14 protein-coding genes are annotated in these 12,810 nt (G+C 66.9%); 4 read left to right on the plus strand and 10 right to left on the minus strand.

What is annotated here, in order from left to right:
* Window positions 1–38: 38 nt before the first annotated feature.
* The 10 genes from ACW14Y_RS22995 to ACW14Y_RS23040 form a co-directional block, all read right to left on the minus strand.
* Entirely contained in the window at window positions 39–1,304 is a 1,266-nt protein-coding gene (locus ACW14Y_RS22995; protein ID WP_456983270.1) for a hypothetical protein, read from the minus strand.
* A gap of 129 nt (window positions 1,305–1,433) precedes the next feature.
* Entirely contained in the window at window positions 1,434–2,003 is a 570-nt protein-coding gene (locus tag ACW14Y_RS23000) for a hypothetical protein (protein ID WP_456983272.1), read from the minus strand.
* Between the two features lie 82 nt (window positions 2,004–2,085).
* The gene (locus ACW14Y_RS23005; protein ID WP_380299575.1) at window positions 2,086–3,360 is read right to left on the minus strand and encodes a chymotrypsin family serine protease; all 1,275 of its coding nucleotides are present in this window, start codon (window positions 3,358–3,360) and stop codon (window positions 2,086–2,088) included.
* A gap of 505 nt (window positions 3,361–3,865) precedes the next feature.
* Window positions 3,866–4,585: a hypothetical protein gene (locus ACW14Y_RS23010; RefSeq protein WP_380385539.1), complete on the minus strand. Its 720-nt coding sequence runs from the start codon at window positions 4,583–4,585 to the stop codon at window positions 3,866–3,868.
* 148 nt (window positions 4,586–4,733) lie between these two features.
* Window positions 4,734–5,207, minus strand: a complete 474-nt coding sequence (locus ACW14Y_RS23015; protein WP_380299573.1) for a hypothetical protein — start codon at window positions 5,205–5,207, stop codon at window positions 4,734–4,736.
* Between the two features lie 206 nt (window positions 5,208–5,413).
* Entirely contained in the window at window positions 5,414–5,893 is a 480-nt protein-coding gene (locus ACW14Y_RS23020) for a hypothetical protein (RefSeq protein ID WP_456983275.1), read from the minus strand.
* A gap of 517 nt (window positions 5,894–6,410) precedes the next feature.
* On the minus strand, window positions 6,411–7,010 hold the full coding sequence (locus tag ACW14Y_RS23025) for a hypothetical protein (protein ID WP_402722936.1): 600 nt from the start codon (window positions 7,008–7,010) through the stop codon (window positions 6,411–6,413).
* Between the two features lie 518 nt (window positions 7,011–7,528).
* Window positions 7,529–8,338: a hypothetical protein gene (locus ACW14Y_RS23030; protein WP_456983277.1), complete on the minus strand. Its 810-nt coding sequence runs from the start codon at window positions 8,336–8,338 to the stop codon at window positions 7,529–7,531.
* Between the two features lie 232 nt (window positions 8,339–8,570).
* Window positions 8,571–8,762, minus strand: a complete 192-nt coding sequence (locus ACW14Y_RS23035; protein ID WP_456983279.1) for a DUF397 domain-containing protein — start codon at window positions 8,760–8,762, stop codon at window positions 8,571–8,573.
* The gene (locus ACW14Y_RS23040) at window positions 8,755–9,621 is read right to left on the minus strand and encodes a helix-turn-helix domain-containing protein (RefSeq protein WP_380385551.1); all 867 of its coding nucleotides are present in this window, start codon (window positions 9,619–9,621) and stop codon (window positions 8,755–8,757) included. The genes ACW14Y_RS23035 and ACW14Y_RS23040 overlap by 8 nt, the downstream gene beginning before the upstream one ends.
* Before the next feature lie 296 nt (window positions 9,622–9,917).
* On the opposite strand from ACW14Y_RS23040, the gene ACW14Y_RS23045 reads away from it, so the two are divergent.
* The 4 genes from ACW14Y_RS23045 to ACW14Y_RS23060 all read left to right on the plus strand — a co-directional run bounded on the left by ACW14Y_RS23045 (window position 9,918) and on the right by ACW14Y_RS23060 (window position 12,482).
* On the plus strand, window positions 9,918–10,283 hold the full coding sequence (locus ACW14Y_RS23045) for an ATP-binding protein (RefSeq protein ID WP_406091609.1): 366 nt from the start codon (window positions 9,918–9,920) through the stop codon (window positions 10,281–10,283).
* On the plus strand, window positions 10,280–10,513 hold the full coding sequence (locus ACW14Y_RS23050) for a hypothetical protein (RefSeq protein ID WP_456983282.1): 234 nt from the start codon (window positions 10,280–10,282) through the stop codon (window positions 10,511–10,513). The genes ACW14Y_RS23045 and ACW14Y_RS23050 overlap by 4 nt, the downstream gene beginning before the upstream one ends.
* On the plus strand, window positions 10,510–10,719 hold the full coding sequence (locus tag ACW14Y_RS23055; RefSeq protein WP_380299565.1) for a hypothetical protein: 210 nt from the start codon (window positions 10,510–10,512) through the stop codon (window positions 10,717–10,719). The genes ACW14Y_RS23050 and ACW14Y_RS23055 overlap by 4 nt, the downstream gene beginning before the upstream one ends.
* A 1,283-nt stretch (window positions 10,720–12,002) precedes the next feature.
* Window positions 12,003–12,482, plus strand: a complete 480-nt coding sequence (locus ACW14Y_RS23060) for a nuclear transport factor 2 family protein (protein WP_456983284.1) — start codon at window positions 12,003–12,005, stop codon at window positions 12,480–12,482.
* Window positions 12,483–12,810 lie beyond the last annotated feature (328 nt).

Raw genomic sequence — 12,810 nt, forward strand, 5'->3', positions numbered from 1 at the left:
CGAGGGTGGGCGCATCCCGGCGGCCGTTGCGGTACGACTCAGAAGAGGTCGGCGAGGCGTTGCCACCACGGGGTGGGGGCGGCGGGGGTCGGTCGTGCCGTGACGACGGGGACGAAGGTGGTCTCGATGGGGGTGTCCCAGGTGAGCAGGGTGGCGGGGAACCAGGTGACCGGCGTGGTGTCGTCGCGGGCGTTGGCCCAGGTGGCGAGGCGGTCGGCGGTGGTGCGGTCGGGGAGCAGGCCGTGGTGGTCGGTGGTGATGCCGAGCTCGCGGACGGCGTCGTCGTGGAGGTCGTTGCAGAGCCAGGTGTGCAGGAGGCCCTGGTCGTAGCCGAGCACCTCCCAGCCGAGGGCGCGGCCGCCCGCGGCCGGCGCGGGGGTGGGGCCGGGGCCGTCGAGGTGGGCGAGGAGGACCGGTTCGTGGGTCTCCGCCTCGCGGATGTCGGTGACGAGGGCATCGACGTGGTCGCCGGGGACGAGCAGGGCGAAGAGCCGGGCGTCGGCGGGGACGTCGATCATGCCGGCGGCGGCCAGGGCCTCCGCCGGGGTGGAGAACCAGCAGCCGTCCTGCCAGAGCTGGTCGGTCAGGCAGTCGGAGGCGGTGGTCAGCAGCTCGGCGTGGGGCATCCCGGGGCCGTTCAGGGGTTCCGGCGTGGCGACGAAGTAGCCCGCGAGGACGGGGTCCGCGGTGCGGGGAGGGCCGGGTCTGCGGGACCGGAGCAGTTCGGGGCGGGCTTCGTCGGGGAGTGGCGAACGGCCCTCCGCGAGGTGGAAGAGGTAGCCGCGGAGGTACTCGTTCAGGCCGCCGTCGAGGTGAACGAGGTAGTCGCGCAGCCCCTGCGCGGCGTCCCGGTAGTGCTCCCGGTACTGGCCGCGGACCCGTGACCAGCGGTCGGAGGTGGTGATCGCCCACTCGCGCACCCGCCCGCGCTCCTGCCACCACTCGCGCACGGAGGCCTCGGTCCAGTGCTCGTCGCCGTCCATGGCGAAGCCGCCGTGGCCGAAGAAGCAGCCGTTGATCAGGTCGCGGGTCTGTGCGGCGTCGGTCGGCTGGCGGTAGACGAACTCCTGCCCGTTCAGCGGCCCGAACTCGTCGTCGTACGCGATGTGGAACGGTGCGTCGAGCCGCCCCATCTGCATGGTGTCGGTGTCCGCCCCGTAGAACGGCCCGGGGACGTTGCGCCAGTTGCGCCCTTCCCAGACCCCGCCGAAGTGGTCGAGCGACGGGTTCTTGACGAGTAGCCGTCGGGCGGTGGGCAGCGGGTCCCAGTAGCCGCCGGGTATGGGGGTGGTCCCGTCGTCCATGGGGCCGGTCCGTTCTGTGGTGCTGTGCTGCTGTGCCTGGCTCCCAGTGATATCAGAGGTGGCGAGCATGACGCCGGAGTGGGAAGTCGGCGGGTTCGACTTCCCACTCCGGCTGCAGCAGTGGCCCGGTCACTTCATCGGGGCGCCCATCGTGGCGGTGGCGTCGAGGTTGTGGATCGGGGGGCTCTCCTCGTAGGAGACGCGGATGTCGCCGACCAGCTCGGCGACGGCGTCCTTCAGCTCCTTCGAGGTGGTGCCCGCCTTGGTGGTAGCGATCTTGATGCCGGAGCCGTCCGGGAACATAGCGGCGGAGTGGACGGGGGCTGGGAGTTTGTTTGACTCCGCCGCTTCTCCGATCAGCTTGATCGCGGGGTCGACGATGCCTCGGGAGTACCGGCACTTCCGGATGACGGCGTAGGAGGTCTCGATGCCTGGGTGCGCCTTCGAGGCCGCTTCGATGAGGGAACGCGCCCGGCCGTCGTCGGTCGCGAACAGGAGCACGTGTCGTCCGGCCGGGTCGAGCTGGAGCGCGCCGAAGGTGTCCTTGAAGTCCGCCCGCCCCTGTTCACCGAGTGCCGACTCCAGGTTTTGCAGGGCGGAGTACGTAATGGGATCGATCGGTGCCTGGGGAGATTCTGGAACCCCGTCGCTGGTACTCGACAGTGATCCACTACCGCATGAGGTGAGCAGGAGGCTCATGAGTAGCCCTGCCCACCAAGCGGCCGCCGAGCGTCGCCATTTCACGTCAACTCATCCGTTCTGCCGACTGATTCGGGATCATTCAAGCATGGTAGGGGGAAAGGCTCAGCCCGACTTCCCTGAAGTAGTCCTTGATTTCGGTCCAGCAAACGTTCTTGGTGTCCGAGCCGGCCGAGACACTTCCTCGGGCCTGGCGAGTACCACCACTGAAGGAGAACACCAGAGCGCCACTGTCTCCGTGATCAGCGGCCCAGTTGTCGGCGTGTCCACAGACTCCGCGGGAGGTGTGCTGCAAACCGTCCCACCAGTAGGGGTTGCTTGTCCTCCAGCTGGTGTCATCGTTGGTGACCTTGATTCCGCACGGCACACCATGGCCGGAGTAGTAGGACGTAATGCCGTCCTGGCACACCCAATCGCCGTTGTAGCTGTAGGCAACACCTTCCACCCGGTACCACTGGCCCGGAACGTTGTCCGCTTCGTCAGATGTTGCCCCGATTCCTCCGCTGGTCCCTGTGTAGATCGCTTCCATGTCCCATTGGGGAGAGACGTTGGTGACGGTTCCGATGCGATTACCCGTCCATTGATGCTCCAGGTCGTGATACGGATAGGCGTTTCCGTAGACCTCCCAGCCATCGGGGAAGCAGTGAGCAGCGGTGAGGATGAAGTCGCCGGTTCCTATGCCTGCGACGGCTCCCGTCGTGCATTGATGGCCGTTGACTCCCACGTAGTCTCCAGCGATGAATGGCTGCTCATCGTTCCAGCGCCATTCAAGGCTCTCCAGCGCTTCGCCCGCTTCAAAGGAGATGGGGATACGATCCCCTGCGGCGGTCCGGTATTGCATGGCATCGGACTTTGTGACGGCAGTGGCAGCGTTGACCTTGTCCGTGACAACCTTGAGGCCGCTGGAGTCGGGATTCAATGATACGGAGTGGACCGAGTACAGAAGTTTCTGTGACTCGGAGTCCGCCATGACCTGGTCCCGAGCTGCGGTGAGGTCCTTTCGGGAGTAGTTCGCTTTCGCGAGCCTGATCACCGACGTGTCGATTGAGGGTGAGGACTTCTTGGCATCGGCGATGAGGCGGTTGGCTTTTGAGATATCCGTCACGTACAGCACGACGTGCCCCTTGGGGGCATCGATGGTGAGTGACCCATAGATGCCGGAGTGGGTCGACCTGCCCTGGTCCCCCAGCGCGTTGGCCACTGCTCGAAGCGGTTCGAGGATCTTTGTCTGCCGGGCGGGATCCAGCTGTGCGAACTGCTGGTCCGTGAGATCAGGTTCAGCGCCCGGTGAAACCCCTGTGGTCACTGCGGCCGTCAGCGCCGTTGCTGCAATAGCAATTATTGCGCGTCGAATCATGGAGCCCCCCTTGATCAAATTTGCGCCGCACGCTGTGGAGCGAGTTGGCACCAGCAGCGCGACAGTCCCCGAGAGCATTCTGGCAGATCGTTTACTCTGGGGCCACTGAGACGCGGATTTCTGGCCTTTGACTTGCCCCTTTTGGGCTGATTCGCCGGTTAATTATGCAGCCCTGGCGTGTCCTAGTGATCGCAGGGAGTCGGCATGGTTCTTTTATCGGCTTAATATCGACTTCGTGACAATGGGGGCTAAGGCGAGGTTCGCGAGATATTGCTGGGCAAATGTAAATTTGGGCGTATCGGCCTCCTTGAAGGTTGTGCGGGTAGGTGCGGAATCCGCCGGAAAATTCCTGATTGGTAATAGAGGACCTTTTGGGGTGCAGTGAACCAGGCGGGCGTGTGCTGGCATGAGCGTGCCCCTCGCTCGGGTCGAGCGAGGGGCACTGAGCAGGAGGTTGCCGCGGCCACGGTCGGGGTGAGTCCCGACATGTGGCAGAGGGCGGTGGTCAGGCCTTGCGGATGTAGTAGCCGGTGCCGCTGCCGTAGCAGGCGTTGGTGCTGTAGGAGCTCGTGACGATCCAGCCCGCCGGGAGGGGGGAGAAGGAGCACACGGAGGCGGTGGTCTGGGTGGTGATCTTGGCGATGCTGTAGCCGACGCCGGTGCCGACGCACGCGTTGGTGCTGTACGACCAGGTGACGACCCAGTTCGGCGGCATCGGGGTGAAGGAGCACACCGAGGCGGTGGTGGAGTTGGTGACGTTGGCGATGCTGTAGCCGACGCCCGTGCCGGCGCAGGCGTTGGTGCTGTACGACCAGGTGACGACCCAGTTCGGCGGGATGGGCGTCATCGAACAGACGCTGGCGCTGGTGGAGTTGGTGACGTTGGCGATGTTGTAGCCGACGCCGGTGCCGATGCAGTTGTTGGTGCTGTAGGACCAGGTGATGACCCAGTTCGGCGGGATCGGCGACATCGAGCACACACTGAGGCCCGTCATACCGTTCGAATCGGTGATGCTGTAGCCGACGCCGGTGCCCGGACAGGCGTTGGTGCTGTACGAGGAGGTGATGACCCACCCGGCCGGGATAGTGCCGTTGGAGCAGATGCTCGCGCCGGCCGTGACCCGCTGCGTGGCGGCCTGGGCCGGCGCGGTCGCGGCGGTCATCAGGCCGAGGAGCATCAGGACGGCGGTTATCAGGTGCGGGACGTGCTTCCGCGCGGTCTTCATGGGGGCCTGGGATCCTCTCGACGTTCCACGGCTGCGCTGATGCAACCGAGACGAACCATTCGCTCACTGCCTGTTCGTCGCGGCTGAGATGGTGTCAGAGATGCCGAAGTGACACCAGGGTGCAGTGGGAACACCCTCCGAGGTTCCGTCAGAGCTTCCGGATGGTGTAGGCGATGTTGCTGCCCGCGCAGGTGCCGGTGTTGAAGGAGCCCGTCACGACCCAGCCGGCGGGGAGGGGCGAGAAGGAGCAGACCGTGGTGGTGGTCTGGGTGGTGATCTTGGCGAGGGTGTAGGCGTAGCCGAACCCCTCGCAGGTGCTGGTGGTGTAGGAGCCCGTGATCACCCAGTTGGTGGGAATGGGGGAGTTGGAGCAGACCGTGACCTTGGTCAGGTTGCTGGTGTCGAGGATCGTGTAGATGTACCCGGCGCCCGCGCAACCGTTGTTGCGGTAGGAGCCCGTGACGACCCACCCCGCCGGAATGGGCGAGTTGGAACAGATGGTCGTGCCGGCGGTGAGCCGCTGCGGGGTGGCCTGCGCCTGGGTGGTTGCGGCGGTCATCAGCCCCAGGAGCAGCAGCACGGCCGTGATCAGGTGCGGGAAGCGGGTCCGGAAGGTCGTCATGGTCGGCCTCAGATTCTCTTGGTGGCCCCCGGCTGCGCGGATGCAGCCGCGGCGAACCATTCGCTCACTGCCTGTTGTCGCGGCTGAGATGGTGTCAGAAGTGTGAAGACGGCACCAGAGTGCGGTGGGAGCGCTCTCCTTCCCGCAAGTGCAAAGGGTTGCCCCCGCGCTCGGGTCGAGCGCGGGGGCACGCGGGGCGAGGGGTGTCAGGCCCTGCGGATGTTGTACGCGAACCCGTAGCCTGCGCAGTAGCTGGTGCTGAAGGTGCTGCTGATGACCCAGCCGGTGGGGATGTCGGAGAAGGGGCAGGCCGTCGCGTAGCTGAGGCCGGCGGTATTGGTGAGGCTGTACATGTAGGCGGCGCCTGAGCAGTAGCTGGTGGTGGAGGCGCTTGCGATAACCCAGCCGGTCGGGACGGTGGAGAACGAGCACGCCGAGATGGAGTTCAGCCCGGCGGTGTCGGAGATGTTGTACGCGTAGCCGCTGCCCGTGCAGCTGCTGCTGGTGACGACGCGGGTGACGACCCAGCCGGTCGGGACCGGCGAGTAGGAACACACGGTCGCGCTGCCGCCCAGCGGCTGCGGTGCGGCCTGGGCCTGGGTGGTTGCGGCCGTCATCAGCCCCAGGAGCAGGAGCACGGCTGTCAGTAGGTGCGGGATGCGGTTCCGTAGGGTCTTGATTGCCATGGCGGGATCCCCTCGGTGCACTGCGGCCACATTGGTGTGGTCGCAGTGAACGATTCGCGCACTTCCTGTGCGCGCCGAGGGCGATGCTGGCAGGGCTGTCGCGGGGTGCGCCAGGGTGTGGCGATCGACTGCCAAGGGGGAGTGGGCAGTTCAGGCCGCCCTGCAAAGTGTTCGGCCGATGGTTCACATTCCGGCTACGGCGGCGGCATGGGCAGGCCGGAGGGCTTCGGGCCGGATGTCGTGGTCGTGCGGGCGATGGCGATGTGGCCGACCGAGGGCTGCGTAGGTGTCTCCGCTGCCGGTCTCGCAGGGGCGACAAGGGCTGCCCAAGGTGGTCTCTACCTCTCCTTGGGCTCCAGGCGGGGAGGTGTTCGGTGGGGCGCTGGATCTGGGTGGCCGGACCGGTTCGGATTTGGCCGAGGAATTCCTCTCGCGGCCGGCCGTCGCTGAAGAGTGCGCCTGTGCGGATGGTGCCCCCGCGCTCGGGGCGAGCGCGGGGGCGCTGGGGGTGGGGGTGTCAGGCCCTGCGGATGTTGTACCCGAAGCCGTTGCCGCCGCAGTCGCTGGTGTTGAACCTGCTGGTGATGACCCAGCCGGTGGGGATGGTGGAGAAGGGGCAGGCGGTGGTGTAGCTGAGACCGGCAGTGTTGACGATGTTGTGCAGGTAGGCGTTGCCCGCGCAGTTGGTGGTGTTGGAGGTGCTGGTGGTGACCCAGCCGGTGGGGACGGGCGAGAACGAGCACACCGTGGTGTAGCTGAGGCCGGCGGTGTTGCTGATGTTGTGGGCGTAGGTGTTGCCGCCGCAGTTGCTGGTGGTGAAGGCGCTGTTGATGACCCAGCCGGTGGGCATGGGGGAGAACGAGCACACCGTGGTGTAGCTCAGGCCGCTGGTGTCACTGATGGTGAAGGAGCGGCCGGATCCGCAACTGCTGCTGGTGGATACGCTGTTGACCACCCAGCCGGTCGGTATCGGAGAGTTGGAACACACAACCGCGCTGCCGCCCAGCGGCTGCGGTGCGGCCTGGGCCTGGGTGGTTGCGGCGGTCATCAGGCCCAGGAGCAGGAGTACGGCTGTCAGTAGGTGCGGGATGCGGTTCCGTAAGGTCTTGATTGCCATGGCGGGATCCCCTCGGTGCACTGCGGCCGCGTTGGTGTGGTCGCAGTGAACGATTCGCGCACTTCCTGTGCGCGCCGAGGGCGATGCTGGCAGGGCTGTCGCGGGGTGCGCCAGGGTGTGGCGATCGACTGCCAAGGGGGAGTGGGCAGTTCAGGCCGCCCTGCAAGGTGTTCGGCCGATGGTTCACATTCCGGCAACGGCGGCGGCACGGGCAGGCTGAAGGGCTTCGGGCCGGACGTCGTGGTCGTGCGGGCGATGGCGATGTGGCGGAGCGAGGGCTGTGCCGGTACCTCGTCCACCGGCCTCGCCGAGGCGGCCGGGGCTGCCCAAGGTGGTCTCTACCTCTTCTTCGACTCCAGGTGGGGAGTTGTTCGCCAGGGCGCAGGATCTGGGTGGCCGGACCGGTTCGGAATTGGCCGAGGAATTCCTCTCGCGGCCGGCCGCCGCCGAAGAGTGCGCCCGTACGGGTCGTGCCCCCGCGCTCCGGGTCGAGCGCGGGGGCACGCGGAGCGGGTGGGTCAGACCTTGCGGATGTAGTAGCCGAAGCCGCTGTCCGCACAGCTGCCGGTGTTGTAGGAGCCGCTGATCACCCAGCCGGCGGGGATGGGGGAGAACGAGCAGACGGCGGCGTTGGTCTGGGTCGTGAGCTTGGCGAGGGTGTACATGTAGCCGGCGCTCGTGCAGCCGCCTGTGCTGTAGGCGCTGGTGATGACCCAGCCGGTGGGGACCGGGGAGTACGAGCAGACGGTGACGTTGGTCAGGTTGGCGGTGTTGGCGAGGGTGTACACGAAGGTGGTGCCCGTGCAGATGCCGAGGTTGTAGGCGCTGGTGATGACCCAGCCGGTGGGGACCGGGGAGTACGAGCAGACGGTGACGTTGGTCAGGTTGGCGGTGTTGGCGAGGGTGTACACGAAGGTGGTGCCCGTGCAGATGCCGAGGTTGTAGCCGCTGGTGATCACCCACCCCTTGGGGACGGGGGAGTACGAGCAGACGGTGACGTTGGCCTGGGTGGTGAGCTTGGTGATCGTGTACACAAAGGTGGTGTTCGCGCAGATACCACTGTTGTAGCCGCTGGTGATCGCCCAGTTGGTCGGGATGGGGGAGTACGAGCACACCGTGGCATTGCTCAGGGTGCTGGCATCGCTGATCGTGTAGAGGTAGCTGGTGCCCGTGCAGCTGCCGGTGCTGTAGGAGCTGGTGATGACCCAGCCGGCCGGTATCGGCGCGTTGGAACATATGGTCGCGTTACCGGTGAGTCGCTGCGGAGCTGCCTGTGCCTGAGAAGTGGCGGCGGTCATCAGGCCCAGGAGCAGGAGCACGGCCGTCACCAGGTGCGGGATACGGCTCCGTAAATTCTTCATTGACATTCCGGGATCCCCTCGACGCTCTACGGCTGCATTGATGGAGCAGAGGTGAACGATTAGCGCGCCTTTCCCTGCGCGCCAGCTGCGATGGTGGCAGAGCCGGGGCAGGCGCACCAGAGTGCCGGGAGCGGGGCGGAGGCGGCATAATTGCGCCCCCTCGCTCGGGTCGAGCGAGGGGGCGCCGGGGTGCTGGGGGTCAGGCGTAGTGGTCTCGTTCGCCGGCCTTGATGGTGCGGAGCAGGTTGGCGAAGGCACCGGGGGCGGTGCGGAGTATGAGTTCGCCGTCATCGGACTCCCGGAGTTCGACCAGCCCACTTGCAGCACGTACCTCGACACAGTTGTCGTTTGCTGCGGAGTAGCTGGACTTTTGCCAGGTCTGGCTAGCCATGCTTGCGTTCACTTTCCTTCATGATGGACTGGATGAGGTCTCGTGACCTTTCCTCGGACAGCGCTGTGGATCCCATCTGGGCGATGAGCGCACGGAATCGCGCCAGGTGCGCGGGCGCATCGAAGAGCTGGCCGCCATGGCCTGTGTCCATCTGTGCAGCGTCCAAATCGACGACGGGTCCCTCTGCGTAGGTGAAATTCTCGCTCGGGCTCGGGACGGAATCGACTCCGAACGGAACGATTCGGAGCGAGATATTCGGACGCTCTGATTGGGCAAGAAGCGCTTCGAGCTGTTCGGCGAGGTCCTTCGGCCCACTGAACTGCATCCGCAGGGCTGCCTCGTGTATGAAGGCACAGAACGGCGTGGCGGCGGATTGCACCATGAGCTGCCTTCTCATGCGGAAGGACGTTCTGAGTTCGACCTCGTGGGGAGGCAGGGGTGGGTACGTCTGGGAGAACAGGGCCGAGGCATAGGCGGTCGTCTGAAGCAATCCAGGAACGAAGGTGGTCGTGTAGGTGACTAGCCTCCGCGCATCAGATTCCAACTCCGCCACGTCCAGGAAGTCCGTGGCGAGCTCTCCGCGGTACTCCTCCCACCACCCACTCTTCCCTCGCGTTGTGATGATGTCGGCGAGAGCGTCGATCAACGGTTGATTGACACACATGCACAGTGCGGCGATGGTGCGAAGCCGCTCGACACTGATGCCGGTCTTTCCCGCTTCCATCTGTGTCACGTGAGCGGGGTTGATGCCGAGGTCGCGAGCGAGCTGGCTACCTCCAAAGCCGGCCTGCTCCCGCATCCGCCGCAGCTCTGTGCCGAGCCTGCGTTGACGGAGAGTTGGGTTGGAGCGAAGGGCCATGGCGTCCTCTCTGGATAGCGCAGGGCCAGTGTGCCGCGCCCACAGCGAGCGGGTCCATCCGGGCCGGATGCCACGTTAGAGGGAACTTCCCGATTGGCGCCACAAATCTGTGGCGACGTGGGCTATGGTCTGTCTCATAGCGATCCGACGGATCGTCAGTAATGCTTGCTTGTTGGGGTGGTAGGCGCCTGCTGCCCTTTTGCGCCGCAGAGCAGCCAAGGCCGGGCCTGGCTCACGGTGACGTCCCCGCCGACGCCTCTTCTCCCCACTCGCACGACCTCATTCGGAGGTTTCTCATGCGTGCCTGCAACCCGCCCGACTGCTCCGCCGTCCGCGCGGAACTGCGTTCCCTCCTCCTCTCCGCCGGGTGGCGGCCCGATGCCGTCGACGACGCCGAACTCGCGTTCCATGAGCTCTTCGTCAATGCCTGGCGGCACGCCGGTTCCGCCGCCCCTGCCGTCCTGGTCTGCCTCCGGCCGACCACGCTGCGCGTCGCCGTCTGCGACGACTGCCCCGACCTCCCCGAACCCCGCATCTCCGCCGACCCCTACGCCGTCTCCGGACGCGGACTCCACCTCGTGCGCGCCCTCACCCACCGGTTGGGCGTCGACCCCACCAAGACCGGCAAGGTCGTCTGGTTCGAACTGGACTTCGCCGCGTGAACACCCCCGTCGACCCCCACGACCCCTACCTGCGCACCTACACCGAACCCGAGGTCACCGCCCTCCTGCGCGAACTCCACGAACGCGGCAGACCCCTCGGCCTGCGCTGGGGCTCCGCCGCGGTGGCGGAGCCCACCATCGACGGCCGCCTCCTCGTCGACTTCGGCGAAGCCCCGGTCTCCACCCTCCTCAACCTCCTCACCCTGCTGCGCGAGGCGGCCCCGGGGTGAGCGGATTTCTCGTCGGCGCGGCCTTCGCCGTCCTCCTCGCCCTCGCCATCGCCACCGTGATCACCGGCGTCGTCACGGCCCTGAAGATCGGCCCGCCCCCGCCGCCGATCACCCGCCACGGGCACTGGGAAACCCACACCCTCCCTGACGGCAGCACGGAACACACCTGGACCGCCGACCAGACCGACAGCCGCATACCCCAGTAACCACCCGGCGTGGGAAGTCGGACCCACCGACTTCCCACGCCACCAACATCCACCGCTCGGGCCCGGTGGCTCCCTTGCGCACAGCAAGGGAGCCACCGAAGAAGGCCCCAGGAGTGGGAAGTCGGCGGCATCGACTTCCCACCCTCGCTGACCTCCGACCTCGCCGGAAGGAGCGGCGTCGGCGAACGGCTGCCTGCGGACAGCGGTGTTCCGGTGGCCCCCTTGCCCGCAGCAAGGGGGCCACCGGGGCGGAGCAGGAAGTCAGCCCGTTCGACTTTCTACTCCGCCACTGCGCCAGCAGCCCTGGCCGGACCCAACGAGGGTCCGGGCCGTGCTCCGGTGGCTCCTTGCCCAGTGCAAGGAGCCACCGGAAGAAGGACCCAGGAACAGGAAGTCAGCCCCGTCGACTTCTCGCTCTGCCCGGCCGACAGGATGAGCAGTTGCCTCTCGGCCGGGCCGAGCGAGAGGCAGCCGGCGAGGTCGGGTGCGGCGGCGCGGCTCGGTTCCGGTGGCTTCCTTGCGAGCGGCAAGGAGGCCACCGCGGGAGAACCCAGGAGTGGGAAGTCGGCGACATCGACTTCCTACTCCGCCCCCAGGACTTGGGGGACTGCTCAACGGGCCTCGCCGCAACCCGACGCGTGCCCTTGCCGTGAGCCGGTGGCTCCTCGCGCGGCGCGAGGAGCCACCGGAAGAAGGCCCGGCCGTAGGAAGTCAGCCCCGTCGACTTCTCGCTCTGCCCGGCCGACAGGATGAGCAGTTGCCTCTCGGCCGGGCCGAGCGAGAGGCAGCCGGCGAGGTCGGGTGCGGCGGCGCGGCTCGGTTCCGGTGGCTTCCTTGCGAGCGGCAAGGAGGCCACCGCGGGAGAACCCAGGAGTGGGAAGTCGGCGACATCGACTTCCTACTCCGCCCCCAGGACTTGGGGGACTGCTCAACGGGCCTCGCCGCAACCCGACGCGTGCCTTTGCCGTGAGCCGGTGGCTCCTCGCGCGGCGCGAGGGGCCACCGGAAGAAGGCCCGGCCGTAGGAAGTCAGCCGCGCCGACTTGCTGCTCCGCCCGGCCCTCGGCATGAGCAACTGCCCCCCGCTCGGGCCGAGCGAGGGGCAGCCGGCTGAGGTCGGGTGCAGCGGCGGGCTCAGTTTCGGTGGCCCCCTTGCGTGCAGCAAGGGGGCCACCGAAGAAACGTTCAGGCATGCCGGGCCTTCGGCGGGAAGTTCTGCACCGGTGCCGGACGGCGCCGGAAAACCGCTGCTCCGCTACGCGATCGAGCTGCTAGGAAGGGGAGATGGACGACAAGATCATTGCCCCGATCGACCGAATGCTCGCGGAACGTGCTTGCGAGCGGATCATCGTCGACTTCATTCACCGCCTCGACCTTGGTGAGCCGAGTTCGGTGGCCGAACTGTTCACGCCCGACGGCGTCTGGTACTGGCCTCACGACGACCGCCGCATCGAGGGGCGTGAGGCTCTGAGCACCTACTTCGGGTCGCGCCCCTCGGACAGGCTCTCGCGTCGGCTGATGACGAACATCCTGGTGACGATCGAGTCCGCGACGGAGGCCCGCGCAGTCTCGTACCTGACGACGTATCGGGTCGACGGCTACGCCGGCGGCATCATCGAGACCCGCCTCCCAGCGAACGTGGGGCACTACGAGGACACCTTCCGCAACATCGATGGCAGCTGGCTCCTCGCCACTCGAACCGTCTTCATTCCTTTCGGCGCCGACACGGAGCGACTCCCCTCCGCTACCGAGCCTCGCACCTGACGGGAATCGCTTCGCGGCCCGAACAGCGGGAGCGGCCGTGCACCACAGTGCGGCCGGCGTTACGGCGCCGGAAAGTTGCGCTCCCGGATGGGGACGCCGGTACGGACGGCGGTGTTCCGGTGGCCCCTTGCGTGCAGCAAGGGGCCACCGGAAGCGGCTCTCCCCGCGCCCCTCACCTGTGACCTGAGCGGTTGCCCCTCGTTCGGGTCGGGCGAGGGGCAACCGGCCGAGGTCGGCCGCTCCGACTTCCCAGTTCACCGGCGGCGTGGCTCGGTTTCGGTGGCTCCCCTTGCAGACTGCAAGGGGAGCCACCGGAGAAAGACCCGGA

The organism is Kitasatospora sp. cg17-2, assembly GCF_054031055.1.

Excerpts from the sequence above, each read along its gene's own strand:
- ACW14Y_RS23000 (WP_456983272.1), bottom strand. The coding sequence starts at position 2,003 with ATGAGCCTCCTGCTCACCTCATGCGGTAGTGGATCACTGTCGAGTACC.
- ACW14Y_RS23045 (WP_406091609.1), top strand. The coding sequence starts at position 9,918 with ATGCGTGCCTGCAACCCGCCCGACTGCTCCGCCGTCCGCGCGGAACTG.
- ACW14Y_RS23020 (WP_456983275.1), bottom strand. The coding sequence starts at position 5,893 with ATGGCAATCAAGACCCTACGGAACCGCATCCCGCACCTACTGACAGCC.
- ACW14Y_RS23035 (WP_456983279.1), bottom strand. The coding sequence starts at position 8,762 with ATGGCTAGCCAGACCTGGCAAAAGTCCAGCTACTCCGCAGCAAACGAC.
- ACW14Y_RS23040 (WP_380385551.1), bottom strand. The coding sequence starts at position 9,621 with ATGGCCCTTCGCTCCAACCCAACTCTCCGTCAACGCAGGCTCGGCACA.
- ACW14Y_RS23010 (WP_380385539.1), bottom strand. The coding sequence starts at position 4,585 with ATGAAGACCGCGCGGAAGCACGTCCCGCACCTGATAACCGCCGTCCTG.
- ACW14Y_RS22995 (WP_456983270.1), bottom strand. The coding sequence starts at position 1,304 with ATGGACGACGGGACCACCCCCATACCCGGCGGCTACTGGGACCCGCTG.
- ACW14Y_RS23015 (WP_380299573.1), bottom strand. The coding sequence starts at position 5,207 with ATGACGACCTTCCGGACCCGCTTCCCGCACCTGATCACGGCCGTGCTG.
- ACW14Y_RS23025 (WP_402722936.1), bottom strand. The coding sequence starts at position 7,010 with ATGGCAATCAAGACCTTACGGAACCGCATCCCGCACCTACTGACAGCC.
- ACW14Y_RS23060 (WP_456983284.1), top strand. The coding sequence starts at position 12,003 with ATGGACGACAAGATCATTGCCCCGATCGACCGAATGCTCGCGGAACGT.
- ACW14Y_RS23005 (WP_380299575.1), bottom strand. The coding sequence starts at position 3,360 with ATGATTCGACGCGCAATAATTGCTATTGCAGCAACGGCGCTGACGGCC.